Below are 25,359 nucleotides of genomic sequence, written 5' to 3' on the forward strand. Positions count from 1 at the left end.
CTCGCCGGATATGACGGCCCCCGCTTCAACCGCGCCCGACCCCCTGAACACTGCCGTACTGACGATCACCTGCCCGGACCGGGGCGGGATCGTCGCGGCCGTCTCGCAGTTCCTGCACAACCACGGCGCGAACATCATCCACAGTGACCAGCACAGCACCGACCCGCAGGGCGGGACGTTCTTCATGCGCATGGAATTCCACCTCGCGGGACTGGACCTGGCGCGCGAGCCGTTCGAGCGGGCGTTCGCGAACGTGGTCGCCACGCCGTTCGAGATGGACTGGAGCGTGCATTACACCACGCAGCCCAAACGCATGGCCGTGCTGGTCAGCCGCTACGACCACTGCTTCCTGGACCTGATGTGGCGCAAACGCCGGGGCGAACTGAACGTGGAGATCCCGCTGATCATCAGCAACCACGAGGACCTGCGCCGCGACGCGGAGATGTTCGGCATTCCCTTCCACGTCGTGAAGGTCACCAAGGAGAACAAGGCCGAGGCCGAGGCCGAGCAGGTGCGCCTGATGCACGAGGCGAACGTGGATTTCGCCGTGCTGGCCCGCTACATGCAGATCCTGAGTGGCGAGCTGCTGCGTGACTTCGGGCGGCCCGTGATCAATATTCACCACTCGTTCCTGCCCGCGTTCATCGGGGCGAACCCGTACCGCGCGGCGTTCAACCGGGGCGTGAAACTGATCGGCGCGACCAGCCACTACGTCACCGAGGAACTCGACGCCGGGCCGATCATCGCGCAGGACGTGATTCCCGTCACGCACCGTGAGACGCCGGACACCCTGATGCGCCTGGGCCGCGACGTGGAACGGCAGGTGCTGGCCCGCGCCGTGAAGGCGCATGTGGAAGACCGCGTGCTGGTGCACGGCAACAAGACCGTCGTGTTCTGATCCGGACTCCGATTGAATGGGCTGCAAAGCCCGTTCAATCCGAGCGGAGCGAGAAGGAGAGAAGCGGGTTCCGGGCGTGGAGTTGGCAATCCGGTGAAGTTCCGGATTGTCAGCGAAACAGACGGAATCCGTATGAGATGGCGTGGGCAGGGGAGTGGCCGTGAGGTCTGCCCCACGCCCTGCCACCCCCATGTCCCTTGAGCTTACCGATCGGTCAGGTTAGGCTGGTTCTCATGGCGACCCTGTACCTCGTGCTGCTGACCCTTCACAACCTCAACCGCTGGGTGATCCTGCTGACCGGCCTGTGGGCACTGGTGCAGACCGTCCCCGGCCTGAGCAGCGGGCGGCCCTTCACGCCCGCCGACCGCCGCCCCGTCGCCGCGTTCATGGGCAGCCTGCACCTTCAGGTGGTGCTGGGCCTGCTGCTGTTCGCGTTCATGGGCATGCAGAACATCCCGGTGTTCGCCGGAGCGCCCCGCCCCAGCTTCCAGTGGGAGCACCTGGGCCTGGGCGTCCTGGCCGCCGTGTTCGCCACGCTGGGCAGCATTCAGAGCCGCAAGGCCGCCACCGATCCCCTGAAATTCCGCGCGGCTGCCCTGTGGACCGGCCTATCGATGATCGTCATCCTGGCGGGCATTCCCTGGTGGCGGCCCCTGCTGCGCTTCTTTAACCAGTAACCGCGCCCTGCGGCGCCCGGCCCCCTTCCCGCGTGGCTCTTGCCTCGTGGGTGGGGGCCGGGTCATACCGGGGTGGCCCGGTCCGTGGTTCGCGCCCTGGCCGGGGTGTCCTGCCCGGCGCGGGTCACGGGGCGCAGCAGGGCCAGCGCCACGCGCACACGGTCGGCGGGCGCGGCGGATGCCAGCAGCAGCGCCCGCAGCAGCCAGCCGGGCCGTCCCCCGACGGTCAGTCCCGCGCCGGGACCGCGCAGGAGCGTCACGGCGTTCCAGTGGCCCAGGCGCACGCTGCGGGCCGTCCACTGCGGGGCTTCCGGGACGGGCCGCGCCTCGCGGCGGCGCAGGGCGCGGGCCACGTTCTGCCCGGCGTGCCTGCCCTGCGCCGCCGTGCGGGCCGCCCACACGTTCAGGGTGTCCGGGACGCGCAGTGCCCGGTCGGTCAGCAGCGAGCCGCGCCCGTCGCGGGACAGGTGCTCTGTGCCGGGCGTGACGGCAGGTCTGGGGTCGGCGGTCACGGTCAGGTGCGCCGGGTGCAGCCGCCCGTGCCGGTCGCGCGCTCCGCCACGCTCGACGCCGATCACGCGGGTCCGTTCGTGGACCGTCACCCCGGCGCCGTGCAGGGCGGCCCGCACGGGCGCGGTCAGGTCGGGGTGAAGGCTGGGCAGGTCACCGCTGCACAGTTCACCGCTGCACAGCAGGGTCACGCTGCCGCCCAGGTCACGTGCGCCACGTGCCCGCTGCCGTTCGCACGCGGCCAGGGCCAGTTCCACCCCGGTCACGCCGTCACCCAGCACGTTCACGCTGATCGGCAGGTGTGGGGAGTGCCGTTCGGGCAGCGGGCCGGTCTGCGCGTCCGGGCGGACCTCGGCCAGGATCAGGTGATCGAACCCCAGCCAGCACGGGTCGTGGTCCGCGCGGCTCACCTGAAGGCGCTGCATGGTCAGGTCCGCCTGCACGACCCGGCCCACCAGCAGGGTCGCGCGGGGCAGCAGCGTCCGCAGGGGCGTGCGGGCGGACGCTGCTGGCAGGTGCCCGGCCAGCACGTCGGCGTTCAGGTCGGGCGTATGGAGGTCCGGCGTGCCGCTGATCACGCTCAGGTGCACGTCACCACTCCGCACGGCCCTTCCGCAGGCGCGCAGGATCGCCCGGTACGCGGCCAGTCCGGCCGGGCCGCCTCCCACGATCACCACCCGCGTCACCAGGGAACGGCCGGGCGGCCGGGACGACAGGCAGGCGGGCTGGGTGGGGGGAGTAGCAGGCATGACAGGAACCTCCAGGGAAGTCGTGCGGCAGGTGGGAAAGGCAGGTCGGGGCATGGAACAGAGCAGGGCGGACGGACGCCGCGAGTATGCCCGCCGGGGCGTTAAGGCGCCGTTACCGCACGCTCCTGCCTGTTCATGCTGCCGTGTCCACCATGACCGGACCGTGATCAGCTGGCGGTCAGGTCTGCTGCCGGGCCGCGCGGCACGCGAAAGACCGCCACCGGCCGCGTGGGCGGGGTGGCGGTCGGCAGGGGAGGGTCGGGTCAGCGGGCGGGTTCGATAATGACCTTGCCGGTCGTCTTGCGGTCCAGCAGGTCCTGGAAGGCGCGGGCGCTGTCGGCCAGGGCGTAGGTGGGGCCGACCTGCGGCGTGACCTTCCCGCTCCCGACCAGTCCGGCGAGGGCCTGCGCGGCCTGCATGGTCGCGGCGCGGTCGTTCATCAGGCTGGTCAGCCACAGGCCCGTGACGGTCAGGTTGCGTTTCATGAGTTCCACGGGGCGCAGGTTCGCCTGCTCGCGACTGGCGTTCCCGATCACGATGATCCGGCCCTGCGGGGCGGCCATGTCCAGGCTCTCCTGGAAGCGTTTGCCGCCCACGACTTCCAGGATCAGGGGCACGCCCTTCCCGCCCGCCGCGTCACGGACTTTCTGCACGCGGTCCGGGTCGTCCTGGAGGATGGTCACGTCGGCGCCCAGGTCGCGGGCCAGCGCGAGTTTCTCGTCGGTGCTGGCCAGCGCGATCACGTGCATGCCCATCGCCCTGGCCAGCTGGATGCTGGCGGTGCCGAGCGCCCCGGCGGCGGCCTGCACGAGCACCCACTCTCCTTCCACGCCGCGCCCCAGGGTTTTCAGGCCGTGGTAGGCGGTGAAGTACGACACGGGGAACGCGGCGGCCTGCGCGCCGCTCAGGTTCTCCGGGACGGGGATCAGCCCGGCGGCGTTCACGACCGAGTAGCGGGCCAGGGCGCCGCTGCCGCCCAGCGCGGCCACCCGCTGCCCGACCTGCACGCCCGTGACGCCCTCGCCGAGGGATTCGACGATCCCGGCGAATTCCATGCCCGGCGTGTACGGCACGCGGGTGCGGGTCAGGTACTCCCCGGCGACGCTCAGGACGTCCGCGAAGTTGATGCCGACGGCCTCGACCTCGATGCGGACCTCGCCGGGGCCGGGGGTGGGGGCGGGAACGTCCTGGAGTTCCATCACGTCTGGGGGGCCGAGTCGTTCGACCCGGATGGCCTTCATGGATTCACTCATGACCCGCAGCATACCCGACTGTCACCCCGAAAGTGAACGTTGACGTACATCTTGAACGTGAACGTGTTTGACCGGGTTCAGAAATCGTGAAAAGCTAGGGACCGAACCACAACCACACCACCCACCCATCAGGAGGCCCTACCGTGAGCACCCCCGAGTCCAGCAGCCAGCCCAGCCTCGTGCAGCAGTCCCGCGACGGCGACATTCTCGTCCTGACCATCAACAACCCGCCCGTGAACGCCTTCTCGCCCGGCGTGCCCGAAGGCCTGAAAGCCGGACTGGACGCCGCCGCCGCCGACGACAGCGTGAAGGCCGTCGTCATCATCGGCGGGGGTCGCACCTTCGTCGCCGGGGCCGACATCCGCACCTTCGACATGCCCCGCGAGCAGTCCCCGGACCTGCGCGGCACCATCGAGAAACTCGACGCGTTCACCAAACCCACCGTCGCCGCCATTCACGGCACCGCGCTGGGCGGCGGTCTGGAACTCGCCATGGGCTGCACGTACCGCGTGGCCGTGCCCGGCGCGCAGGTCGGTCTGCCCGAGGTGAAACTGGGCGTCCTGCCCGGCGCTGGCGGCACGCAGCGTCTGCCCCGCGTGGTCGGCGCGGCCAAGGCGCTGGACATGATGCTGAGCGGCAACCCCATCAAGGCGACGGAAGCCGGGCAACTGGGCCTGATCGACCGCATCATCGACGGCGACCTGCTGGCCGGAGCGGTCGAGTTCGCCCGCGAGATGGCCGACGCCCGCCCCCTGCCGCGCATCAGCGAACGCAGCGTGCCCGGCGCCACCCCCGAAGTGTTCGCCGCTGCCCGCCAGGGCATCAAGAAAACGCACCGTGGGCAGCTCTCGCCGTCGCTGATCGTGGACCTCGCCGAGATGGCCGCCGCCGTTCCCTTCCAGGAAGGCTGGGACGCCGAGGCGACCAAATTCATGGAAGCCAAGGACAGCCCCCAGAGCCGTGGCCTGCGCCACATCTTCTTCGCCGAGCGGGAAAGCGCGAAGATTCCCGGCATCACCAGGGACACCCCCACCACCGAGATCCGGTCGGCCGGGATCATCGGGGCGGGCACCATGGGCGGCGGCATCGCCATGAACTTCCTGAACGTCGGCATTCCCGTCACCATCGTCGAAACGCAGCAGGAAGCCCTGGACCGCGGCCTGAGCGTCATCCGCCGCAACTACGAGAACACCGCCAAAAAAGGCCGCATGAGCATGGAGGACGTCGAGGCCCGCATGGCCCTCCTGACCCCCACCCTGGACATGGGCGACCTGAAAGACGCCGACATCATCATCGAGGCCGTGTTCGAGAACATGGACGTGAAGAAGGACATCTTCACGCGACTCGACGGCATCGCCAAACCCGGCGCGATCCTGGCCAGCAACACCAGCACCCTGGACGTGAACGAGATCGCCAGCGTCACCAGCCGCCCCGAAAGCGTGATCGGCCTGCACTTCTTCAGCCCCGCCAACGTCATGAAACTGCTGGAGATCGTGCGCGCCGAGAAGACCAGCGACACCGTCCTGGCGACCAGCATGGCCCTCGCCAAGAAGATCAAGAAAGTCGGCGTGGTCGTCGGCGTCTGCGACGGCTTCGTCGGCAACCGCATGGTCCACCGCTACGGCGACGAGGCCCGCCAGATCGTCGAGGAAGGTGCGCGCCCCGAGGACGTGGACGCCAGCATGAACGCCCTGGGCCTCCCCATGGGTCCCTTCCAGATGAGCGACATGGCCGGACTGGACATCGGGCACGCCATCCGCCAGCACCAGGCCAAAGTCGCCGGGCAACCCAAACCCGACGGCTGGCTCGACCGCATCGTCGAAACCGGCCGCAAGGGCCAGAAGACGCAGGGCGGCATCTACGACTACGACGAGACCCGCCGGCCCATCCCCAACGCCGACATGCAGAAACTCATCGAGGACTACCGCGCCGAGAAAGGCATCACGCCCCGCGAGATCACCCAGGAGGAAAGCACGAAGCGCCTCGCGTACTCCCTGGTGAACGAGGGCGCCAAAATCCTGGAGGAAGGCATCGCGCAGCGCGCCGGGGACATCGACGTGATCTACATCTACGGGTACGGCTTCCCCGCGTACCGTGGCGGCCCCATGCAGTACGCCAGCGAACAGGGCCTGAAGAACGTGGTCGCCGACCTGGAGAAGTACGGCCAGACGCCCGCCCCCCTCCTGAAACGACTGGCCGAGGAAGGCAAGACCTTTGCCCAGTACGACGCCGAGAAGGGCCGGGCCTGACCCACGTGGACGTCCCGGACGCCCTGCTGCTGCTTCCGGCCGGGTCGGACGTACCGGGACTGACCGCGCTGATCCGCCCGCCGTTCACCCTGCGGGCCATGCCGACCGACCCGCAGGCCCTGAGCGACATGGTGCGCCGCATCGGCACCCGCGAGGAACAGGCAAAGTCGTACACCCACCTGTTCGCGCTGCACGGGCCGTCCGCGCCGCCCGAAACCTACCGGGACGCGTTCTTCACGCTGACGGACCAGATCGAGCAGCACAGCCCGCACGCTATTCTCTGCACGCTCAGCGGCGAACGCACCCTGCGATAACCCCACCCGCCCCCTCACCGACACAGGAGTTCCAACCATGAAAGACGCTGTTATTGTTTCCACTGCCCGCACCCCCATCGGCAAGGCCTACCGGGGTTTCCTGAACGACACGCACGGCTCCGATATCGGCGCGCACGCTGTTCTGCACGCCGTGCAGCGCGCCGGGATCGACCCGTCCGAGATCGAGGACGTGATCATGGGCGCCGGGAACCCGGAAGGCGCGACTGGCAGCAACATCGCCCGGCAGATCGCGCTGCGCGCCGGTTTCCCGGTCAGTGTGTCGGGCGTGACCGTGAACCGCTTCTGCTCCAGCGGCCTGAACACCATCGCGCTGGCCGCGAACCACGTGATGGCCGGGCAGGGCGACGCGTTCGTGGCGGGCGGCCTGGAAAGCATCAGCCTGACGCAGAACGAGCACGCCAACCAGTACCGCCTGCGCGGCGAGTGGCTCATGGAGCACAAGCCCGACATCTACATGCCCATGCTTCAGACGGCCGAGATCGTCGCCAAGCGCTACGGCATCAGCCGCGAGGCGCAGGACGAGTACGCGCTGCAAAGCCAGCAGCGGACGGCGGCGGCGCAGCAGGCCGGGCTGTTCGAGCATGAGATCGTGCCCATGACGGCCCGCATGAAAGTGCAGGACAAGGCCACGGGCGAGATCAGCACCCGCGAGGTCACGCTGAGCCTGGACGAGGGGAACCGTGCCGACACCACCCTGGAAGGCCTGAGCAAACTGAAACCCGTCATCGAGGGTGGCGTGATCACGGCCGGGAACGCCTCGCAACTGTCGGACGGGGCGGCGGCCGTGGTCGTCATGAGCGGCGACATGGCCCGCGAGCGCGGACTGGCCCCGCTGGGCCTGTTCAAGGGCTTCGCCGTGGCGGGCCTGGAACCCGACGAGATGGGCATCGGCCCGGTGCTGGCCGTGCCGAAACTCCTGAAACGCCACGGCCTGAGCGTGGACGACATCGACCTGTGGGAGCTGAACGAGGCGTTCGCTGTGCAGGCCCTGTACTGCCGGGACACGCTGGGCATCGACCCCGCCAAGTACAACGTGAACGGCGGCGCGATCAGCGTCGGGCACCCGTACGGCATGAGCGGCGCGCGCCTGACCGGGCACGCCCTGCTGGAAGGCAAACGCCGTGGCGCGAAGCATGTGGTCGTGACCATGTGCGTGGGCGGCGGCATGGGCGCAGCCGGTCTGTTTGAAGTGCTGTAAGCGTTGCAGGCAGGCGGGAGTGGGCTGTGGGGGTGACCCTGCGGCCCGCTCTCCTGTTGTGGGTGAGCGCTCGCCCGTCCCTTTCCACGGGGGAGGGTCGGGGGCTGTGGCTCCTGCTGTCGGCTCGTCACAATCGCTTAACGTCAAACGAATTAGAGTGTGGGCATGACCACCACGCCCCTCACCCCGCACGGCCTGCACCACGTCACCGCCGTCACCGCCGACGCCCGCGCCAACCTCCAGTTCTACACCGGCGTTCTCGGCATGCGACTCGTCAAGAAAACCGTCAACCAGGACGACGTCACCGCCTACCACCTCTTCTTCGCCGACAAGAGCGGCACCCCCGGCAGCGACCTCACCTTCTTCCAGTGGCCCGTCCCACCCGAACAACCCGGCAACAACAGCGTCACCCGCACCAGCCTCCGCATCCCCGACGGCACCCTCGACTGGTGGCACGCCCACCTCAGCGCCCACGGCCTGACCGTCACACCCACCACCCGCCACGGCCGCCCCCACCTGGACTTCAGCGACCCCGAAGGCCAGCGCCTCAGCCTCGTGCAGGGCGGCCCGCACGGCACCCCCTGGGAAGGCAGCACCATCCCCACCGACAGACAGATTCACGGCCTCGGCCCCAGCGAACTGACCCTCCCGAACCTGTTCCCCACCACCCGCGTCCTCGAACGCGCCTACCACATGACCCCCGCCGGAACGTACCCCGACCCCGAACAACCCACGCGCACCATCCACGTCTACGCCATGCACGAAGGCGGCCCGCACGCCGAACTGCACCTGCGCATCGACCCCGCCATGCCCCCCGCCCGCCCTGGCGCCGGCGGCGTCCACCACATCGCCCTGCGCGTCCAGGACGACCAGTACCACGACTGGAACACCCACCTGAACAGCCTGGGCCTGCGCACCAGCGGCGAAGTGGACCGCCACTGGTTCCACAGCATCTACTACCGCGAACCGCAGGGAGTCCTGATCGAACTCGCCACCGACGGCCCCGGCTTCGCCGTCGACGAACACCCCGACCACTTAGGCGAAACGCTGATCCTCGCGCCGTTCCTCGAACCCCGCCGCGCCCAGATCGAAGCGGGCCTCACCCCCCTCAGCTGAGAGCCCACACGTAAAGCCGCCCCCACCAATTGACGGTGGGGGCGGCTTCGCGTGCCGTCAGAATTACTGGCAGTCCACCACAGGGAACGCCTGCGCCGACTCCTTGATATTGCTGTACTGCCCGTTCTGATCCACGCCCTGCACCCGCACGAACGTGTTCCCCTTCACCCGCACGATCACTGGGTTCACCACGATCGCCTGAGCCGACAGCTTGTTCTGAGTCAGCACCCGCAGAGGCGCCGTGTTCGGAGCCAGGGTACTCGTCGCCCGGCCCGAACCGCTGTAATCCACCTGCCCGTAACTGAAGAACTGCTGATCCTTGGTTGCGCCCGTGTTCAGCCCCTCGAACTGCACGTACAGCTTGCTCAGGCCGCCCTGCCACGTCAGGTCCACGTACATCTCCGTGTTCAGGTTGTCGCAGATCACGTACGACCCTGCCGCCACGGTATTCCCGTTCTGATCCGTGAACGCCGTCGTCGTCCGGTACTGCGTGCTGTAAGCGAAATCTTTCAGTCGAAGCGAGTTCGACGCACCCGTTCCAGGCGTGAACCCACCCGTGACCGTCACGGTCGCTCCGCAACTCGCCAGGATGCCCGTCAACCCGATTGCCGCCAACGCCAGTTTCTTCATGCCTCTCACTGTGCCCGCTGAACCTGACTGGGACGTGATGAACACTTCAGCAAACCTGAGAAAACAAACAAGCCCCCGCCAGAAGCAGGGGCTGAACATGTGAAGCTGGGAATTACTGACTGAGCGGCTGAGCGGTGTTGGCAAGGGTGCACTTGCGGTAGACGGGCGTCACACCGAGGTTCTTGCTGGTGATGGTGAAGCTGGAACCCGTCGAGGTCTTGAGGGTCAGGTCGGCGTAGAAGCCGCCGGGCACCTTGTCACCCGTGTTGACGTTGACTTTCTTGACGGGCAGTTCTTTCGGGCTGACCACGATGCTGTTGGGCAGCAGTTGGCCGGTGGCGGAGTTGAAGTCGAAGATGGCCTTGTAGTTGCCGTCAGCATCCTTGGTGGGTTTTCCGATGCTCTGCGTCTGGTCGTACTGGCTGGAATTGAGACCCCTGACCTTGACGGTCACATCGGTGATTTCACCGGCCGTGGCGAATTTCACGATCACCTGGGTCGAGCGGGCACGAGTGGCAGTGGTGGGGTTGGTAATCTCGTCACACCCAACGAAAGCCGTCTGTCCGTCAATGGCGTATTCCGTCGTCACACCGATCACGCGGGCACTGCCGCTCCCATCGGGGGCGACTCCGGCGCTTCCGCACGCTGCGAGGATTCCGGTCAGGCCGACTGCTGCGAACATGAGTTTCTTCATGCCTCTTACTCTGCGCTGCCGCCCCCACCCGGCGGGTGATACCAACCTGACTGAAACTTGAGACTCAGGTCACACTCCCTTGACACTGAAGTTCGCAGGGGTAAAAGGACAGCCCACCGCCGGGCGTGCCAGGGTGGGCCGTGTGGTCCGGGCGGATCAGGCCATGCTGAGGGGGGCGCTGAGGGCGGCGGCCTGCGGGTCCAGGCGCGGCACCTGCGGCAGCGGTTGCCCGTCCGGGCCGAGGACCGTGCCGTACATCATGTGCGGCGTGGCGTGATCGATGCGTACGCGGTACACGCCGGGGCCGGTCGCGCCGATGGCGGCTGGGACGATGGTGGGGTGGTTGCCGCGCGTGTGCCCTTCGAGGAAGCCGTCGCTGTGCGCGTCGCCGCGAATCAGGACTTCCTGCGTGGTGCCGACCTTGGCGGCGTTCTTGCGGGCGCTCCAGTCTTTCTGCCGCGCGATCAGGCGTTCCAGGCGTTCGGTTTTCACTTCGCGGGGCAGGTCGTCGAAGTGCTTGTAGCTGGGCGTGCCGGGGCGGGCGCTGTACGCGAACATGTACGCGCTGTCGTACCCGACCTCGTCGTACAGGCTGAGGGTCTGCGCGAAGTCGTCCTCGGTCTCCCCGGGGAACCCGACGATGATGTCGGTGGCAAGGACGACGTGCGGGAGGTGTTTCTTGATGTCCGCGACGTGCGCGAGGTACTGCTCGCGGGTGTACTCGCGGGCCATGCGGCGCAGGACGCTGTTACTGCCGCTCTGGACGGGCAGGTGCACGTACTCGCAGATGGCGGGCGTGTCCGCCATGGCGGCGGCGACGTCCTCGGTGAAGTTCATGGGGTGGCTGGTCGTGAATTTCACGCGGCGCACCCCGCTGCGGCCCACGAGTCGCAGGAGGTTCGCGAAGGTGGGGTACCCGCCCAGCCGGGCGCCCTGGTCCACGCCGTACGCGTTGACGTTCTGGCCCAGCAGCGTGACTTCCTGCACGCCCGCCGCGAGTTGCAGGTCCAGTTCCCGCAGGATGTCGTCCGGGTGGCGGCTGACCTGCGGGCCGCGCGTGGTGGGCACGATGCAGTACGTGCAGTGGTGATCGCAGCCGCGCATGATCGTCAGGTGCGCCTGCAACTGCCCGGCCGGGGCGGGCGGAACGTGGTCGTGCAGTTCATCCCGGAACGCCAGTCCCCAGAACCGCTCGTTGCTTTCCAGTGCCTTGCCGATGTCCAGCAGGCTGCCCGGCCCGAGCAGGATGTCCACGCCGAACTTGCGGGCCATCTGCTGCCCTTCTTCCAGTTGCGCGAGGCAGCCCATCATGCCGATCACCAGGGGGCGGCGGGCCTTGATCTTGCGCAGGTCGCCCAGCAGACTGCGGACCTTCTCGACGGGTTTCCCGCGAATGGCGCAGGTGTTCAGCAGCACGAAATCGGCCACGTCCACGCTGTCCACGATGTCCGCCCCGAAACTCACGAGTTGCGACTGGACCAGGTGCGTGTCGTACTCGTTCATCTGACACCCGTAGGTGACGATCATTGCCTTCATGTGTGTCTCTCCTCTCAGCCGGTCGGATGGATTCCGGGGCCTTTGCCTGCCCGCTGTGTCGCGCTGGGCGGTCGGAGGGCAGTCTAGCGCAGCGTTACGGGCGCGCTGGGGGTGCGGCAGGTGCGGTCACGCGGGGAACCGGGCGTTGCTACGATGCCCGGCGATGATGCGTTCTGCCCTGATGACCCTGAGTCTCACGTTGACTGCTGCCCCTGCGCTGGCGGTCATGCCTGCCGGTCCTGACCGTGACGCGATCGAACTGCTGGCTGCCTGCGCACTGGAAATTGAAAAACAGATTGCTTCGACCTTCACGAACCCCACCGTGAAGTCCTGCCAGGATCCCAAGCTGGAACTGGCGAAAAACGCCCGCGTCATGTATGAGGGCGTGGTCGTGAATACCAAACTCAAGACCTCTGTCAAGGGCAACTGGCTTGATGGGAATGGTCAGATCAAGGTGACCAGTGCGGCCGGTCGGGGGTTTACCTATCACCGCCTGAACCTCAGGGCCGGTCTCGTGTATTACATCCTGCCGGATGATCTGACGCTTGCCAAGCAGGACGACCGGGCGGTGCAGGTGCTGTTCAGTTGCAGGGCCGCTCTTTCCAGGCGTGTCGACCAGACATTCGACCCTGATAGTCTCGCGCCCATCAAGTCCTGCGCGGATTCCAGATTGAAGCTCATGTCCGATTACGGGTTCGGAAAGACACCGTTGAACGCAGTGCCAGCCGGAACCGTCGTGCGGTACACGCCGGAGCAGGGGCTTGTGTTGATGGAGCTGGAGGTGGCGGTCAATACCCGTGGGGGCCAGCGGTTGACGCTGAATAACTGGGTGCGGGGTGGTCTGACCGTGCCGGCCTACCTGAGCCTTGAGGGGAAGGGGCGCTGACGGCGTTCACGGGACGGGTTTCAGGCTGAGGGTGTACGCGAGGGCTTCGCGGCCCAGGAGGACGGTGCGCAGGTGGCCGTCCAGGGTGACGGTGCCGCCCGTGTCGTGCCGGACGAGGTAGAGGTTGGCGCGGTGGGTGCCGTTCTCGTAGAGCTTCAGGGTGAGTTCGGTGCCGTCGGCGAGGCGTTTGAAGGTGCCGCTTCCGGCGTACACGCGGCGGCTTTCGAGGTTCACGAGGCTGCCGCTGGTGCGTGCGTCGCGTTCCACGAGGCCGAGGGTCAGGCGGTACGGGACGCGTCCGGTGGGGCCGATGCCGACGCCCTCGTACACGCCGCTGATCTGCCGTTCGAGGGTGGTGGTGGGCGGGAAGTACGCGCCGAACGCGCAACTGCTCAGGGCCAGGGGGAGCAGCAGGGCGGCGGTCAGGGTGAGGGGAGCGGGGTGGCGGCGCATGGGCCGCAGCGTACGCACCCCTCATGAAGCGGGCCTGATGCCGTGCGCCTGATGGGCTGGGGTGCGCTCAGCGTTCGGCGCGGAGGGTCAGGTTGTGCTTCACGCCGCTCACGGTCAGGGTGCCGCTCAGGATGGTGTCCGTGACGGTGGCGCCCAGCAGCCCGCTGGCCCTGAGGGGCACGTTGCTGACGCCGAAGCCCAGCAGGCTGGCGTTCAGTCGGGGCGTGTCGCCGGGGTCGATGGTGGCGGTCAGGGTCGCGCCGCCGGGTCTGGGCAGTTGCGTGCCGCGCAGGGTGAAGGTGCCGCCGCTGGTCAGGTTGCGGTACTCGCCGCGTGCCTCGTGCGTGACGGGGTCCACGGTGTACGTCACGCGGATCTTCTGCGGGATCAGCAGGAACCGCGCCTCGCCCGCGTACGAGTACACGGGGTGCGCGGCGGGTTGCGTGGCGGGCGCGCAGGCGGCCAGCAGGTAGGTCAGGGCCGCCAGGGGGAGGGCCGCGCGGTTCACGTGTGCTCCGGGGTGCGGATGTGGGGCGCGGTGTCCAGCGCGTGGGCCAGGGCCAGCAGCGTGTCGTCCTGCCCGTGCCGCCCGACGAGTTGCGCGCCCACGAACGGCTGGCCGCCCGCGTGGTGCGCGGTGGGCAGCGCGGCGGTCGGGGCGCCCAGCAGACTGAACGGCGCGGTCAGGCGCAGCACGGCGCGGCGTAGCGGGACCGGGCCGTCCGGCAGGTCTACCTCGTCCTGCCCGGTCAGGGGTGGTGGGGTGGGCACGGCGGGGGCCAGCAGGACGTCGAAGGTGTCCAGCAGGGCGTCCAGCCCTTCGCGGTACGCGGCGCGGCGTGCGAAGGCCGCCTGCACCTCGTCGGCACTCAGGGCCGCGCCCTGCCGCAGGGCGGCCAGCGTGAACGGCAGGAAGCCCGGTTCGGGCAGGTTCAGGGCGTCCCGGTGAACGGCGGCCGCCTCGCTCAGCACGATGGGCGAGTACGCGTCCAGCACCTCCGGGAAGTCCACGGGTGTCACGGTCGCGCCCAGGCCCTCCAGGGTGCCCGCCACGCCCTGCACGGCGGCGTGCACGTCCGGCGTGACCCAGCCGTCCGGCAGCCACAGGCCCACGCGCCGCCCCGCCCAGTCCTGCGGGGGAACGGACTGCCCGGTCAGGGCTTCATGAACGCGGATGATGGTGTGCAGGTCGGCGGCCAGCGGCCCGGTGTGATCGCAGGTGCCCGACAGGGGCAGCACGCCCGCCTCGCTCCAGTCGGCGTGCCCCTTGGTGGGCTTGAAGCCCCGCACGCCACACCACGCGGCGGGCACGCGGATGCTGCCGCCGGTATCGGTGCCCAGCGCGAAATCCACCTGCCCCAGCGCCACGCTGACGGCCGCGCCGCTGCTGCTGCCGCCCGGCACGCACTCCGGCCGGGTGGGGTGCGCGGTCCCGCCGAAGCCGTTGGCGCCCGTGATGCCCAGCGCGATCTCGTGCAGGTGCGTCTTGCCGGTCGCGCTGGCCCCCAGGTCCAGCAGGCGGCGCACCAGCACGCTCTCGCCGGGGTCCGGGACGGGCGCACGGGTGCTGGCCCGCAGCGGCCAGCCGGGCACGCCGAACAGGTCCTTCACGCTGAAGGTCAGGCCCGACAGCAGCCCGCCGGGCACGCCGGGCAGGGGAGACGCGGGCCGGAACGCCCAGGCGCGCTGCGGGTCGCTGGCGTCTGATCTGACGGCCTCCGGTCTGATGGCCTCCGGCGTCGTGGGGGTGCGGTGATCGGGGTGGGCGGGATCGGTCACCCGCACAGCGTAGCGTCCCGGCGCGGTCCTGCCCAGGCGTTCAGAACGGCAGGATGGGTTCCTGCTTCCACTGCCCCTGCGCCAGCGTGAACGGCCCGAACTGCTGCAGGCCCAGCGGCCCGAAGTTCGCGGTGAAGCCCCCGTCCACCCGGTACGTGACCAGTTGCCCGCGCGCGACCTTCAGGAACGACGCGGCGGTGTTCAGCGTGACCGGAATGGACACGTCGGCCCGCTGGGTGGTCACGCCACTGGCGGGAATGTCGACGTTCGGGAAGGACACGTCGCCCACGGCGGCCCCGTCGATGATCAGCGTGCCCGCGATGTTCGCCATGCGCAGCGGCACCGGGTTGGGGTTGGTGACCTGCAGGTTCATGGTCAGGTTCGCCACGGGCGCGCGGCCGAACCCGCCGGGCAGGGTCAGGCTGCTCAGGTAGACGCTCTGCACCTTCACCTGCGGCACCTGCACGATCTGTTGCAGCGGCGCGCAGGCACTCAGGGACAGGGCGGCGGTACTCAGGGCGGCGACAGGCAGCAGGCGCATGAGCCCAGGCTACCCCGCCCCGCACGCGGGAACCTGACCGGGCGCGTCAGCTTCGGCGCGGGGGTTCGGCGCGGGGGTGAAGGTGCCCGTCGTGAAGGGATCTGGACTGGAGGCCGCCGGGCCGCTGCGCTACGCTGCCCGCATGCGACCCCCCCTCCGCTCCGGCCGTTTCCGTTCGCTGCCCGTCACGCTCGGCGCGGCGCTGCTCGTGACGTCCGCGCAGGCCGCCACGCTGGACTTCGGGGTGTCGTACCGCGCCCCGGACGCCGGACTGTGGGGGCGCGTGGGCGTGTCGGACCTGGACCTGCTGGGCGGGCAGGTGTCGGCCGCCCTGAGCAGCCGCGCGGCGCAGGTCGGGTACGCCCGCAGCCTCAGCCTGCCGCCGCTGGGCGCCGCGACCGCCCGCACGGACCTCGCCGTGACGTGGCAGGGCGGCGTGCGGGTGGACAGCCGCGCCAGCGCCGGGGTGGGGCCGGTCGCCCTGAACCTCGCGGGCGCGTACTTCACGGCGCCCGTCACGGACGTGGACCCGCTCGCGCCGTTCGCGCAGGCCCCGGCAGACCTGCGTGGGCGCGGCTGGAACGCCTCGCTGATCGCCCGTTACCGGGTGAACCGCACGTTGATTGCCGTGCTGGGCGGCGAACTGGGCGCGCAACCGCAGCTGAGCGTGGGCGTGGAGGGCCGCCGCGTCCTGACGCGGCCCGTCACGGTGGAACCCGAACCGGCGGAACCCGACCTGACCGCCGCTACCGAACCCGCCGCTCCGGAGGCTGCCGCCGATCCTGCCGACGCTGCGGCCGACACCCCGGATACCGGTCCTCTGGGCATGGACGACACCCTGCCGGACACCGAGCCGGTCGGCACGCTGACGTGGCGGGCGGGCGCGCTGGCCGGGCGGGACGTGCTGGGCCTGACCGGCGGTGTCAGTTACGCCACCGAGAACGGCCTGAGCGTGGGCGTGGACGCCCTGGCGGGCCTGAACAGCTTCGGAGTGACCGGCAGTCTGTCCGCGCCGGACCTGCTGGGCGACGGCAGCAGCGTGCGCCTGTACGCCGCGTACGAGCCGTGGCGGACGGTCAGCGCGCCCCTGCGGACCGGCGTGAACGCCAGCCTCCCGGCAGGCAGCGGCACCCTGACCCTGGACGCCAGCGCCGGGCGCACGCTCCAGGGCCAGGCGGGCTTCGGCGTGCGTGTCGGTTACACCCTGCCGCTACCCTGACCCCCGCCGGGGGAGAGGCTGGCCGCTGCTGGCCCGCTCGACTGTGTCCAGCAGCGCATTTTTCGCTCCGAGCATGAACTTCCCATCAGCCGCGCGGCCCCCTTCTCATGAGGACGGACGGGATACTGGCGGCATGAAGAAGCTCTCCCTGACCCTCCTCGCTCCCGCCCTGCTGGCCCTCGGTTCGGTCGCCGGGGCGCAGACCGCGCAGGACATCATCAGCCGTGTGGACGCCACCCAGAAGGCCGCGCGGGACGTATCGTTCCGCCTCAGCGGGAACGCCACCCTGGACACCAGCAGCCAGAAGATCGACCTGACCATCAAGGCCATTCCCGCGCAGAACGTCGCCCGCGTGCAGTTCGCCGCGCCGGACGCGCTGGCCGACAACGTGGTCGTGGCCGACAGGAACGAGATCCGTCAGTACATGTTCCTGACCAACCAGATCACCGTCACCAGCGCCCAGAAGGCCGCCAGCAGCGCGGGCCTGAGCCTGGACTTCACGCAGCTGAGCAACACCGCCAGCATGCTCGCCAGTTACAACGTCAAACTGCTGGGCACCAGCGGCAGCGCCGGGAAACGCCTGTTCCAGCTGGAAGCCACCCCCAGGTCGGGCGGTACCGACCGCACCCGCGTGTGGATCACCGAGGCCGGCTGGCGCCCCACCCGCATTCAGATCCTGAACAGCGGCGGCAAGACCCTGGCCGACCTGAACGTCTCGAACTACCGCGTGAACGCCGGTCTGAGTGCCGCCAGCATCAAGGCGCTGCCGAAAGACGCGCAGATCATCCGTCAGTAATACCGACTCCGATTGAATGGCTTATAAAGCCGCTGGGTCCGAGCGGAGCGAGTAGGAGTTGAAGCGGGTTCCGGACGTGAAGTTAACAGATCGGCGGTGTTCCGATCTGTTAACGAAATAAACGGAATCCGTATAGCCCCTCCCAGCTTCCACGCCCGGCGTGGCGCGGCCCGGTGTCCCTGTGATGCCGGGCCGCGCCACGTCGGGGTGCGCCATGAAAAAACCCCGCCGGTATGGGCGGGGGGTGTCGGTGAAACTCGGTCGCTGCGTTCAGTTCAGGACGCGGCGGGCGCCGTCGTAACGGCTGGCCCAGTACGAGTTGCTGAACAGCGGCTCGATCATGCTCTTGCCGTAGTAGGAGTTGGCGTTGGCCATCATGCCGTCGCCCATGTAGATGCCGACGTGGCTGGCGGTGCGGCCCATGGTGTTGAAGAACACTAGGTCGCCGGGGCGCAGGTCGCGGCGGCTGACGGGGCTGCCCACGCGCCACTGGGCGGCGGCCGTGCGGGGCAGGTTCACGCCCATCTGGCGGAACACGTTCATGGTGTAGCTGCTGCAGTCGATGCCGCCGTTGCCGCTGCCGCCCAGCACGTAGCGGATGCCCAGGTAGCGGGTGGCGGCGGCGCGCACGAAGCCGTTGCCGCGCGGGGCGGGGGAGGCGGCGGTGGTGGCGCGGGGCGCGGCGGCGGTGGCCGGGGCGCTGCCGCCGGTGCTGAGTTTCTGGCCCACGTTGATGGTGGTGCTGCTGAGTTTGTTCAGCTTCATCAGGGTGCTGGCGTCCACGCCGGTGGCCCTGGCGATCGAGTACAGCGTGTCACCGGGTTTGACGGTGTACGTGGCTGCGCTGGCGGCGCCGCTGAGGGCGAGGGCGGTCAGAAGTACGTGGGAGAGTTTCATCGACCCCTGAAGTTTAGCGTGTCTTTATTTATTTGTCCTTCATTCATGTCAGAACCGGCACCCAGTATGCGCCTATACGGCGTTTATGCGGTCCTTGGGTGGGCTTGACGTGGCCGGAAGTGCCTCCCGGTCTTAGGTTTCTCAGATTGGGGCTCATACGACTTTAGGTGGACGCGGCCCCCCCGTAGTGGGGGTTGAACGGCAATGCGGACTTTTCCGCACTCTCATCTTACGCTCATTATGAGACTGGTCACTGAAAACTCCATTTTCCCCGGGCGCGGCCAGCCCTCTCGCCACCCTCCCCACCCCGACGGCACCCACCGGCGCACGCCCCCACCGGGTCACTCTCGCCGCGCCGCGCCCCGCAGTCTTATACTCGGCGGCAGCGCACTCACCACCACCCGGCCCACCGCGGCCACCAGCCACCCCCCGGTGCATTGGAGGACAGCATGAAGGAAACCATGACCACCGAACAGATCCAGACCGGCCTGAAACACTACCGCCGCATCGCCCGCCAGGACATGCTGCGCGCCGCCGAAACACCCCACCCGGACGCCTTCCTGAAACACGCCGAGTGCCGCCGCGAGATCTACGCGCAACTCGGCACGCACGCCGAAACGCACGCGCCCGACGAGGTCATCGCCCTGGCACTCGACCTGTACCGCGCGCTGCCCTTCGCCACCGGCACCCCGGAACACGAACACCCGGACATCAAGGGCCACGAGAACGCCCTGGAGAACTTCTTCCTGCTGGTCGGCCTGGACCCCAAAACCCGCCGCGAGGCCCGCAGCAAACGCCCCAAACTGGGCACCCTGAACGCCCCGGCCGCCCCCACCCCCTGAACCGCACCCCCCAAGGCCCCCACCCCCAGCCCACCCCACCTGCGCCCCTCCACCTGGAGGGGTGTTCTGCTGCCCCCGCCCACGGTTGCACGGTCCGGCCCGCCGTATCCTGCGGGCGTGACCGACGCCGGGCCACCTCACCCCACAGCCAACCCCGTCAGCGCCGCCCAGCGCCACGCGGACCTGCTGAACCTGGAAGGCCGCAACCGCGCCTGCCGCGCCTGTGACCTGCGCCCCGGCTGCACGCAGGTCGTGGTCGCCGAGGGCCGCGCCGACGCCCCGCTGCTGATCGTCGGCGAGGGCCCCGGCGGGCAGGAGGACCGGACGGGACGGCCCTTCGTGGGGCGCGGCGGGCAACTGCTCGACCAGATTCTGCGCGCCGCCGGGATCGACCGGGCCGACGCGTACATCACGAACATCGTCAAGTGCCGCCCCCCCGGCAACCGCGACCCGCACCCGCCCGAAACGCAGACCTGCACCGCCCACTGGCTGGAACCGCAACTGACCCTGCTGCGCCCCCGCGTGATCCTGGCCGTCGGGCACACGGCCACCGCGTACCTGCTGGGCACCCGCGCCCGCATCACGGACCTGCGCGGCCAGTGGTTCCTGTACCGGCACGCCGACGGGCAGGGCGGCACGTACGACGCCCCGCTGATGCCGCTGCTGCACCCCGCGTACCTGCTGCGGCACGACACCCGCGCGCCCGGCGGCCCGAAAAGCCTGACGTGGCGCGACATCCGCGAGGCGGCGGCCGTCCTGCGCGGCGACCACGAACCCGCCGCGCTGTCCACGCTGACCCCGCCGGACATGCAGGGCCAGCCCGGCCTGTTCTGATACGGACTCCGATTGAATGGGTTGCAAAACCCGTTCAATCCGAGCGGATGCGAGTGGGAGCAGGGCGGGTTCCGGACGTGGAGCTGGCAATCCGGTGAAGTTCCGGATTGTCAGCGAAACAAACGGAGCCCGTATGATTCCGGCCCTCACCCCCTCCCTGCTCCCACCGTCACCGGGCGGACACCCGCCCCCGCCGCCGCCCGCTATGCTCGGCGCATGCCTCACCCGGAATTCGTTGGACTTGTCAACTCATTGCAGGCGACCGCCGAGGCGGCCCTGGGCGACCTGAACGCCGCCACCGCAAGCGCCGCCCGCGACGGCCTGCTGGAGGAACGCCGCGCCCGCCAGACGGCCGAACGCAGCCTGAAACTGCTGACTATGCTGGCCGAGAAGACCCGCGGGAACCTCGACTTCACCGAGGCGGACCTGCTGACGGACGCCATCGGCAGTGTCCGCGAACGCCTGAACGCTGCCCCGCAGGGCGGCGCGGCGCAGAACTGACGTGCGCGCCACCCTGCAACGCGTGACCCGCGCCACCTGCACGGTCGAGGGCGAGGTGACAGGGCAGACCGGCCCGGGCCTGCTGGTCCTGCTGGGCGTCGCGCCCGGCGACACCGAAGAGACGGCCCGCGCCCTGGCCGCCAAGATCGCCAAACTGCGGATCTTCAACGACGGGAACGGCAAGATGAACCGCAGCGTGCTGGACATCGGCGGCGGGGTCCTCAGCGTCAGTCAGTTCACGCTGTACGCCGACACCCGCAGCGGCAACCGCCCCAGCTTCACGGGGGCCGCCCCGCCCGAACAGGCCCGCGCGCTGTACGGCACCTTCAACGCCGCGCTGCGAGGGCTGGGCCTCCCGGTCGGCGAGGGTGTGTTCGGGGCGCACATGGTCCTCGACCTGACGAACGACGGCCCCGTCACCCTCACCCTCGACCTGTAGACCGGCCGGTCAGGTGTGCCTCTCACGCTCGGCCCCTATCCTGCGGGGCATGAACCGCCGCTCCCTGCTGCTGGCCGCGCTGCTCCTGGTGGGCGGCGCGGCGGCCTACACCGTCAAACCCGGCGACACGCTGTACTCGATTTCCCGCGCCAACGGCACCACGCCCGAGGCACTCATGAAACTGAACAACCTGAGCGGCACGACCCTGGAAGTCGGGCAGGAACTCCGCCTGCCCGGTCAGGCCGCCGCGCCCGCCCGGCCCGGCCTGCCCGCCCCGCTGCCAGCCGAGCAACTGACGCCCACGCCACCCACCGCGCGTATCGCGGGCGTGAACGTCACGGTGCCCGCCAGCCTGCGCATGGGCGAGGCCTTTACCGTGCAGCTCAGCGGCGCGCGGGCCGCGCAGGCCACCGTGCGTTTCCCCAGCGAGATCGGCGAGGACGTCCGGCAACCCAACGAGGTCCTGAAACCCATCGGGGCGGCCGGGGCGTACTCCGTGCCGGGCCGCGTGGTCCTGGGCAAGACCACCCCGGTCGTGTTCGAGGTCAGCGTGGGCGGCGAACTCGTGCGCGGCCGCATTCCGGTCGTGGGTCTCGACCAGCCCATCCAGCACCTGAACCTGCCCCCGCAGGTCAGCGGCGTGCTGGTCGATCCGGGCCGCAAGGCCGAGGACGCCCTGGTCGAGAAGGCCTACGCCCGGCGCACCCCGCAGGCCTGGACGCGGCCCTTCGCGCCGGCCCTGAAGGGCGCCTCGCCGACCAGCAGTTCCTTCGGGCAGCCGCGCACGTACACGGCGGGCGGCCCGGTCGCGTACCACTTCGGCACCGACTACCCCGCCAGGACCGGAACGCCCGTGCTGGCCGTGAACGACGGCACGGTCGTGATCGCCGGACGCTACCCGGTGCGCGGCGGGCTGGTCGTCATCGACCACGGGGCGGGCGTGACCAGCCTGTACTTCCACCAGAGCCGCGTGACCGCGAAGGTCGGGCAGAAGGTCACGCGCGGCCAGAAGATCGGCGAGGTCGGCAGCACCGGCCTGAGCGCCGGGCCGCACCTGCACCTCGAGATCCGCGTGCGCGGCGAGGGCACCAACCCGGCCGGGTGGATGAACCGCCTGTGGCCCCGCTGAGCCTGCCTGCGGCCGGGCCGGGCGGCGCTATGCTCCGCGCATGACCTCCGCGCCCGGCCACCCCACAGGCGACCCGTCCCGCACAGACCGGCTGCTGATCGTCACGCCGCACCCCTCCGGGCAACTCCCGGCCGACGTGCTGCGCGACATGCTGGGCGACGACGCCTTCGACACGCCCCGCCGCGAGGCGTTCCTGCGCCGCATCTTCCTGGACGGCGACCCGTACACGGACCTGCTGTTCAGCGTGCCCGGCGCACGCCACGCCCAGGCCCCCTGGAGCCGCTTCGCCGCCGACCTGAACCGCGAACGCGACGACCGCGACGACAACGGCGTCCTGAAACTCATGGGCTTCGACCGCGCGCCCCTGTACCCGGCCGGGTGGACGCCCGGTGACGACACGCGCGAAACGCGGCTGCGGCGCATCTGGGACCCCTTCGACGCCCAGCTGACCGCCGAACTGCGCGGCGCGGCCCTGATGATCGTGGGGCACTCCATGGCCCCCACCGGCCCCGCCCTGGGCAATGACACCGGCGTGCCCCGCCCCGCCATCTGCCTGATGCCCGGCACGCCCGCGCAGCCCACCTTCCCGCACGCCCTGTGGAGTGAACTGCAACGCGCCTGCCAGGACGCCTTCGCGCCCATCATCGCCGCCAGCCCCGACCCGCGCGTCACGATCGGGGAACCCTGGGCGACCGACACCCTCAGCCGCGCGCACAGCGAACGCAGCGGCGTGCCCGCCTTCGGCATCGAATTCAACGCCGGACTGTACCTGCAGGGCGGTCAACCCATCGACCCGGCCATCCGCGCCCTGAACGCCGCGTTCGGCGTGTTCGCGCACGCCGCACTGGACCTGCTGCCCTGACCCTACTGCGCTGACCCTGCTGGCGCCGCTGAAGTCGCCCGGGAGTGGGGGAGTAGGCAGTGGGAAGGAGGATGTGCGAACCCCCACTCCCCACTGACGGCCGTGCGGTGTTCAGGCCTCCCTGGTCGCCAGTTCCCGGATGACGCCCAGCAGTTCCTGCGCCGCCGCCGGGTCCGGCACGCCGCTCAGTGCGTCTTCCAGCAGGCTCAGGCCCTCGCGGGCCAGGGCGTCGGCGGTGGCCTGCGCGTGGGCCACGCTGCCGCTCTCCAGCAGCCACCCGTGAATCTGCGCGATCACGGCCGGGTCCTTGGCGGGCCGGTCGCGGCGCATCTGCTCCAGGAACACCTCGCGCTGATCCTGCGGCGCGCGCGCCAGCCAGTGCAGCACGATCAGGGTGCGTTTGCCTTCCAGCAGGTCGCCGCCGATCTCCTTGCCGTACTTCACGGGGTCGCCGTTCAGGTTCAGCACGTCGTCCCGGATCTGGAAGGCCGCGCCCAGCGCCAGTCCCGCCGCGTGGAACCCGGCGTGCGGCTGCGCTCCCGCCGCCAGCGCCCCCAGTTGCAGCGGCACGACCACCGTGTAGTACGCGGTCTTCAGGCGCACCATCTCCAGGTAGTCCTCCTCGCGCAGGTCCCAGCGGCGGCCTTCCACCCAGCACAGGTCCAGGTGCTGCCCCTCCGCCGTGCGGTGAATCATGTCCAGGAACGCCTGCATGCCGCCCGGCACGCCCGCGCGGTGAACGGCGGCCCACATGTACGCGTGCAGGGCGTCCCCGGCATTGATGGCCAGCGGCACGCCGTGCAGGCGGTGCAGCGCGGGGCGGCCCCGGCGTTCCTCGCTGTCGTCCTCGATGTCGTCGTGGATCAGCACCCAGTTCTGGAACATCTCCAGGCCCGTGGCCAGCCACAGCGCCGCGTCCCACGGCGTGCCCGGCGCGGGGTCGGCCTCCGGCTGCGCGCCGTGCACGCGGGCGCTGGCCAGCAGCAGTTCGCTGCGGATGCCCTTGCCGCCGCGCGCCGGGTAGTCGCGCAGCATTCCGTAATACCCGGTCAGTTCCGGACGGCCGGACCGTTCGGGCAGCAGCGAAAACACACGGGACAGCAGATCGGCACGCATCGCCGCGCAGTCTAGAGCAGCCGCGCCACTGCGGGTGGTCGTCAGGGGCCGCGGCGCACGCGGGCAGGGTGTTCAGGGTCCATGAAGCCCCCCCGGCGCAGAGCGTACCCGACAGGACAGTTCCGCCCGTAACGGTGGGCGAGCATACAGGAATGAAGCTCAAGCGCACCCCCTCTGACCAGACCGGGCGACCCGCCCGCCGCAGCCTGCGCCCCCTGACGACCGCCCTGCTGATCGGCGGACTGGCCCTGGGAGCCGCCGCGCTGGCCCAGACGACCACCCCCGCACCCGCCCAGCCCGTGAGCGCGCAGCTCAACCGGCCCGCGGACCTGCGCCCCGCCCTGAGCGGCGAGCGGCGCTACCTGACCATCCCGGACTTCGGGCGGGTCGCGTACTACGCCGACGACCGCGGCCAGGGCCGCCCCCTGGTCCTGACCAGCAGCGTGAACGCCGCCGCCAGCGCATACGAGATGAAACCCATCTGGGACGCCTACGTGGGCACCCGCCCGGTGTACGCGCTGGAATGGCCCGGATTCGGCAGCAGCGACCGCCCCGACGTCACGTACACCAAAGAACTCATGACGGCCGCCCTGAACGCCTTGGTCAGGGAACTGAACACCGACGTGGACGTGGTCGGCCTGAGCCTCGGCAGCGAGTTCGTGGCCCGCGCCGCGCTGCTCGACCGCCGCGTTCACAGCCTCGCCCTGATCAGCCCCAGCGGCCTGGGCAACCCGCGCGGCGGCACCCAGGAAGCCACCGCCGACGACGGCGGCCAGCAACTCTACGACCGCCTGAACACCTTCAGCACCCCGCTGTACGCGGTCATCCGCACGCGCCCCAGCATCCAGTACTTCCTGAGCCGCTCGTTCCGGGGCCCCGTGGACGGCGGCCTGATCGACTACTCGCTGGACACCACCCGTCAGCCCGGCGCGAAGTACGCCCCGATCTACTTCATCAGCGGCCGCCTGTTCACGCCCGACGCGTACGCCGACCTGTACGCCCGCCTGAACACACCCACGCTGGTCCTGTACGACCAGGACGGCTTCGTGTCCTTCGACCGCCTGCAGGAATTCACGCAGAAGAGCGGCGTGCAGGCCGTGCGTATCGAGGGTACCGACGGCCTGCCGCACTTCGAGAAGCTGCCGGAGGTCAGGGCCGCGCTGGACGCCTTCTGGGCCGCGCACCCCTGACCGCCCGCCCCACGTCCGGAACCCGTTCTG

General features: G+C 69.7%; 27 protein-coding genes. 16 read left to right on the forward strand and 11 right to left on the reverse strand.

Annotated features, from left to right (window positions below; all coding sequences use genetic code 11):
• The first annotated feature begins 10 nt into the window (after window positions 1-10).
• The gene (gene purU, locus IEY70_RS14645) at window positions 11-898 is read left to right on the forward strand and encodes a formyltetrahydrofolate deformylase (protein ID WP_189065778.1); all 888 of its coding nucleotides are present in this window, start codon (window positions 11-13) and stop codon (window positions 896-898) included.
• A 233-nt stretch (window positions 899-1,131) separates the two neighbouring features.
• Entirely contained in the window at window positions 1,132-1,575 is a 444-nt protein-coding gene (locus tag IEY70_RS14650; protein ID WP_189065779.1) for a hypothetical protein, read from the forward strand.
• Between the two features lie 62 nt (window positions 1,576-1,637).
• Here IEY70_RS14650 and IEY70_RS14655 read toward each other — a convergent pair whose 3' ends face one another.
• Complete coding sequence (locus tag IEY70_RS14655; protein WP_189065780.1) at window positions 1,638-2,834, reverse strand: NAD(P)/FAD-dependent oxidoreductase; 1,197 nt, start codon at window positions 2,832-2,834, stop codon at window positions 1,638-1,640.
• A 263-nt stretch (window positions 2,835-3,097) separates the two neighbouring features.
• Window positions 3,098-4,087 carry an NADPH:quinone oxidoreductase family protein gene (locus IEY70_RS14660; protein ID WP_078304996.1) on the reverse strand — a complete coding sequence of 330 codons (990 nt, stop codon included), beginning with the start codon at window positions 4,085-4,087 and terminating at the stop codon, window positions 3,098-3,100.
• A 143-nt stretch (window positions 4,088-4,230) separates the two neighbouring features.
• Between IEY70_RS14660 and IEY70_RS14665 the strand changes: the two genes are divergently transcribed.
• From IEY70_RS14665 to IEY70_RS14680, 4 genes are all read left to right on the forward strand, one after another.
• On the forward strand, window positions 4,231-6,336 hold the full coding sequence (locus IEY70_RS14665; RefSeq protein ID WP_189065781.1) for a 3-hydroxyacyl-CoA dehydrogenase NAD-binding domain-containing protein: 2,106 nt from the start codon (window positions 4,231-4,233) through the stop codon (window positions 6,334-6,336).
• A 5-nt stretch (window positions 6,337-6,341) separates the two neighbouring features.
• Window positions 6,342-6,650 (forward strand): hypothetical protein, encoded by a 309-nt coding sequence (locus tag IEY70_RS14670; protein ID WP_189065782.1) that lies wholly within the window; start codon window positions 6,342-6,344, stop codon window positions 6,648-6,650.
• Between the two features lie 37 nt (window positions 6,651-6,687).
• Window positions 6,688-7,869: an acetyl-CoA C-acyltransferase gene (locus IEY70_RS14675; RefSeq protein ID WP_189065783.1), complete on the forward strand. Its 1,182-nt coding sequence runs from the start codon at window positions 6,688-6,690 to the stop codon at window positions 7,867-7,869.
• A gap of 165 nt (window positions 7,870-8,034) precedes the next feature.
• Window positions 8,035-8,985 (forward strand): ring-cleaving dioxygenase, encoded by a 951-nt coding sequence (locus IEY70_RS14680; RefSeq protein ID WP_189065784.1) that lies wholly within the window; start codon window positions 8,035-8,037, stop codon window positions 8,983-8,985.
• Window positions 8,986-9,048: 63 nt separating this feature from the next.
• Here IEY70_RS14680 and IEY70_RS14685 read toward each other — a convergent pair whose 3' ends face one another.
• From IEY70_RS14685 to miaB, 3 genes are all read right to left on the reverse strand, one after another.
• Window positions 9,049-9,615 (reverse strand): hypothetical protein, encoded by a 567-nt coding sequence (locus tag IEY70_RS14685; RefSeq protein ID WP_229777957.1) that lies wholly within the window; start codon window positions 9,613-9,615, stop codon window positions 9,049-9,051.
• A gap of 112 nt (window positions 9,616-9,727) precedes the next feature.
• Window positions 9,728-10,309: a hypothetical protein gene (locus tag IEY70_RS14690; RefSeq protein ID WP_189065786.1), complete on the reverse strand. Its 582-nt coding sequence runs from the start codon at window positions 10,307-10,309 to the stop codon at window positions 9,728-9,730.
• A 156-nt stretch (window positions 10,310-10,465) separates the two neighbouring features.
• A complete protein-coding gene (miaB, locus tag IEY70_RS14695) occupies window positions 10,466-11,845 on the reverse strand; it encodes a tRNA (N6-isopentenyl adenosine(37)-C2)-methylthiotransferase MiaB (protein ID WP_189065787.1) in 1,380 nt (459 codons plus the stop codon).
• A 163-nt stretch (window positions 11,846-12,008) separates the two neighbouring features.
• On the opposite strand from miaB, the gene IEY70_RS14700 reads away from it, so the two are divergent.
• Window positions 12,009-12,731 (forward strand): hypothetical protein, encoded by a 723-nt coding sequence (locus tag IEY70_RS14700; protein ID WP_189065788.1) that lies wholly within the window; start codon window positions 12,009-12,011, stop codon window positions 12,729-12,731.
• A gap of 6 nt (window positions 12,732-12,737) precedes the next feature.
• Here the strand turns inward: IEY70_RS14700 and IEY70_RS14705 are convergent, their stop codons facing one another.
• The 4 genes from IEY70_RS14705 to IEY70_RS14720 all read right to left on the reverse strand — a co-directional run bounded on the left by IEY70_RS14705 (window position 12,738) and on the right by IEY70_RS14720 (window position 15,504).
• On the reverse strand, window positions 12,738-13,184 hold the full coding sequence (locus tag IEY70_RS14705; protein ID WP_189065789.1) for a hypothetical protein: 447 nt from the start codon (window positions 13,182-13,184) through the stop codon (window positions 12,738-12,740).
• Between the two features lie 67 nt (window positions 13,185-13,251).
• Window positions 13,252-13,692: a hypothetical protein gene (locus IEY70_RS14710; RefSeq protein WP_189065790.1), complete on the reverse strand. Its 441-nt coding sequence runs from the start codon at window positions 13,690-13,692 to the stop codon at window positions 13,252-13,254.
• The gene (locus tag IEY70_RS14715; protein WP_189065826.1) at window positions 13,689-14,912 is read right to left on the reverse strand and encodes an amidase; all 1,224 of its coding nucleotides are present in this window, start codon (window positions 14,910-14,912) and stop codon (window positions 13,689-13,691) included. Before IEY70_RS14715 ends, IEY70_RS14710 begins: the two co-directional genes overlap by 4 nt.
• 91 nt (window positions 14,913-15,003) lie before the next feature.
• Complete coding sequence (locus tag IEY70_RS14720; protein ID WP_189065791.1) at window positions 15,004-15,504, reverse strand: LEA/WHy family protein; 501 nt, start codon at window positions 15,502-15,504, stop codon at window positions 15,004-15,006.
• A gap of 142 nt (window positions 15,505-15,646) precedes the next feature.
• On the opposite strand from IEY70_RS14720, the gene IEY70_RS14725 reads away from it, so the two are divergent.
• Window positions 15,647-16,723, forward strand: coding sequence for a hypothetical protein (locus IEY70_RS14725; RefSeq protein WP_189065792.1), 1,077 nt, complete (start codon window positions 15,647-15,649; stop codon window positions 16,721-16,723).
• Window positions 16,724-16,856: 133 nt separating this feature from the next.
• Window positions 16,857-17,519 carry an outer membrane lipoprotein carrier protein LolA gene (locus tag IEY70_RS14730; RefSeq protein ID WP_189065793.1) on the forward strand — a complete coding sequence of 221 codons (663 nt, stop codon included), beginning with the start codon at window positions 16,857-16,859 and terminating at the stop codon, window positions 17,517-17,519.
• Between the two features lie 270 nt (window positions 17,520-17,789).
• On the opposite strand, the gene IEY70_RS14735 is transcribed toward IEY70_RS14730, so the two are convergent.
• Window positions 17,790-18,416 (reverse strand): C40 family peptidase, encoded by a 627-nt coding sequence (locus tag IEY70_RS14735; protein WP_189065794.1) that lies wholly within the window; start codon window positions 18,414-18,416, stop codon window positions 17,790-17,792.
• Between the two features lie 449 nt (window positions 18,417-18,865).
• On the opposite strand from IEY70_RS14735, the gene IEY70_RS14740 reads away from it, so the two are divergent.
• The 6 genes from IEY70_RS14740 to IEY70_RS14765 all read left to right on the forward strand — a co-directional run bounded on the left by IEY70_RS14740 (window position 18,866) and on the right by IEY70_RS14765 (window position 23,023).
• Window positions 18,866-19,258 carry a hypothetical protein gene (locus tag IEY70_RS14740; RefSeq protein ID WP_189065795.1) on the forward strand — a complete coding sequence of 131 codons (393 nt, stop codon included), beginning with the start codon at window positions 18,866-18,868 and terminating at the stop codon, window positions 19,256-19,258.
• Window positions 19,259-19,375: 117 nt separating this feature from the next.
• Window positions 19,376-20,092: a uracil-DNA glycosylase gene (locus IEY70_RS14745; RefSeq protein WP_373290796.1), complete on the forward strand. Its 717-nt coding sequence runs from the start codon at window positions 19,376-19,378 to the stop codon at window positions 20,090-20,092.
• A gap of 216 nt (window positions 20,093-20,308) precedes the next feature.
• Window positions 20,309-20,593: a DUF1844 domain-containing protein gene (locus tag IEY70_RS14750; protein ID WP_189065796.1), complete on the forward strand. Its 285-nt coding sequence runs from the start codon at window positions 20,309-20,311 to the stop codon at window positions 20,591-20,593.
• Between the two features lies 1 nt (window position 20,594).
• Complete coding sequence (gene dtd, locus IEY70_RS14755; RefSeq protein ID WP_189065797.1) at window positions 20,595-21,032, forward strand: D-aminoacyl-tRNA deacylase; 438 nt, start codon at window positions 20,595-20,597, stop codon at window positions 21,030-21,032.
• A gap of 49 nt (window positions 21,033-21,081) precedes the next feature.
• Window positions 21,082-22,161, forward strand: coding sequence for a M23 family metallopeptidase (locus IEY70_RS14760; RefSeq protein ID WP_189065798.1), 1,080 nt, complete (start codon window positions 21,082-21,084; stop codon window positions 22,159-22,161).
• Between the two features lie 40 nt (window positions 22,162-22,201).
• A complete protein-coding gene (locus IEY70_RS14765; RefSeq protein WP_189065799.1) occupies window positions 22,202-23,023 on the forward strand; it encodes an N-formylglutamate amidohydrolase in 822 nt (273 codons plus the stop codon).
• Between the two features lie 111 nt (window positions 23,024-23,134).
• Here IEY70_RS14765 and IEY70_RS14770 read toward each other — a convergent pair whose 3' ends face one another.
• Entirely contained in the window at window positions 23,135-24,139 is a 1,005-nt protein-coding gene (locus tag IEY70_RS14770; RefSeq protein ID WP_189065800.1) for a polyprenyl synthetase family protein, read from the reverse strand.
• Between the two features lie 152 nt (window positions 24,140-24,291).
• Here IEY70_RS14770 and IEY70_RS14775 point away from each other — a divergent pair, with 152 nt between their 5' ends.
• Complete coding sequence (locus tag IEY70_RS14775; protein WP_189065801.1) at window positions 24,292-25,329, forward strand: alpha/beta fold hydrolase; 1,038 nt, start codon at window positions 24,292-24,294, stop codon at window positions 25,327-25,329.
• Window positions 25,330-25,359: the final 30 nt, after the last annotated feature.

The organism is Deinococcus seoulensis (assembly GCF_014648115.1).
Classification (GTDB): domain Bacteria; phylum Deinococcota; class Deinococci; order Deinococcales; family Deinococcaceae; genus Deinococcus; species Deinococcus seoulensis.

What these genes read in the sequence shown, in the direction of transcription:
- purU (WP_189065778.1), top strand. Translation starts at nt 11, where the DNA reads ATGACGGCCCCCGCTTCAACCGCGCCCGACCCCCTGAACACTGCCGTA.
- IEY70_RS14650 (WP_189065779.1), top strand. Translation starts at nt 1,132, where the DNA reads ATGGCGACCCTGTACCTCGTGCTGCTGACCCTTCACAACCTCAACCGC.
- IEY70_RS14655 (WP_189065780.1), bottom strand. Translation starts at nt 2,834, where the DNA reads ATGCCTGCTACTCCCCCCACCCAGCCCGCCTGCCTGTCGTCCCGGCCG.
- IEY70_RS14660 (WP_078304996.1), bottom strand. Translation starts at nt 4,087, where the DNA reads ATGAGTGAATCCATGAAGGCCATCCGGGTCGAACGACTCGGCCCCCCA.
- IEY70_RS14675 (WP_189065783.1), top strand. Translation starts at nt 6,688, where the DNA reads ATGAAAGACGCTGTTATTGTTTCCACTGCCCGCACCCCCATCGGCAAG.
- IEY70_RS14680 (WP_189065784.1), top strand. Translation starts at nt 8,035, where the DNA reads ATGACCACCACGCCCCTCACCCCGCACGGCCTGCACCACGTCACCGCC.
- IEY70_RS14685 (WP_229777957.1), bottom strand. Translation starts at nt 9,615, where the DNA reads ATGAAGAAACTGGCGTTGGCGGCAATCGGGTTGACGGGCATCCTGGCG.
- IEY70_RS14690 (WP_189065786.1), bottom strand. Translation starts at nt 10,309, where the DNA reads ATGAAGAAACTCATGTTCGCAGCAGTCGGCCTGACCGGAATCCTCGCA.
- miaB (WP_189065787.1), bottom strand. Translation starts at nt 11,845, where the DNA reads ATGAAGGCAATGATCGTCACCTACGGGTGTCAGATGAACGAGTACGAC.
- IEY70_RS14700 (WP_189065788.1), top strand. Translation starts at nt 12,009, where the DNA reads ATGATGCGTTCTGCCCTGATGACCCTGAGTCTCACGTTGACTGCTGCC.
- IEY70_RS14705 (WP_189065789.1), bottom strand. Translation starts at nt 13,184, where the DNA reads ATGCGCCGCCACCCCGCTCCCCTCACCCTGACCGCCGCCCTGCTGCTC.
- IEY70_RS14720 (WP_189065791.1), bottom strand. Translation starts at nt 15,504, where the DNA reads ATGCGCCTGCTGCCTGTCGCCGCCCTGAGTACCGCCGCCCTGTCCCTG.
- IEY70_RS14725 (WP_189065792.1), top strand. Translation starts at nt 15,647, where the DNA reads ATGCGACCCCCCCTCCGCTCCGGCCGTTTCCGTTCGCTGCCCGTCACG.
- IEY70_RS14730 (WP_189065793.1), top strand. Translation starts at nt 16,857, where the DNA reads ATGAAGAAGCTCTCCCTGACCCTCCTCGCTCCCGCCCTGCTGGCCCTC.
- IEY70_RS14735 (WP_189065794.1), bottom strand. Translation starts at nt 18,416, where the DNA reads ATGAAACTCTCCCACGTACTTCTGACCGCCCTCGCCCTCAGCGGCGCC.
- IEY70_RS14740 (WP_189065795.1), top strand. Translation starts at nt 18,866, where the DNA reads ATGAAGGAAACCATGACCACCGAACAGATCCAGACCGGCCTGAAACAC.
- IEY70_RS14750 (WP_189065796.1), top strand. Translation starts at nt 20,309, where the DNA reads ATGCCTCACCCGGAATTCGTTGGACTTGTCAACTCATTGCAGGCGACC.
- IEY70_RS14760 (WP_189065798.1), top strand. Translation starts at nt 21,082, where the DNA reads ATGAACCGCCGCTCCCTGCTGCTGGCCGCGCTGCTCCTGGTGGGCGGC.
- IEY70_RS14765 (WP_189065799.1), top strand. Translation starts at nt 22,202, where the DNA reads ATGACCTCCGCGCCCGGCCACCCCACAGGCGACCCGTCCCGCACAGAC.
- IEY70_RS14770 (WP_189065800.1), bottom strand. Translation starts at nt 24,139, where the DNA reads ATGCGTGCCGATCTGCTGTCCCGTGTGTTTTCGCTGCTGCCCGAACGG.
- IEY70_RS14775 (WP_189065801.1), top strand. Translation starts at nt 24,292, where the DNA reads ATGAAGCTCAAGCGCACCCCCTCTGACCAGACCGGGCGACCCGCCCGC.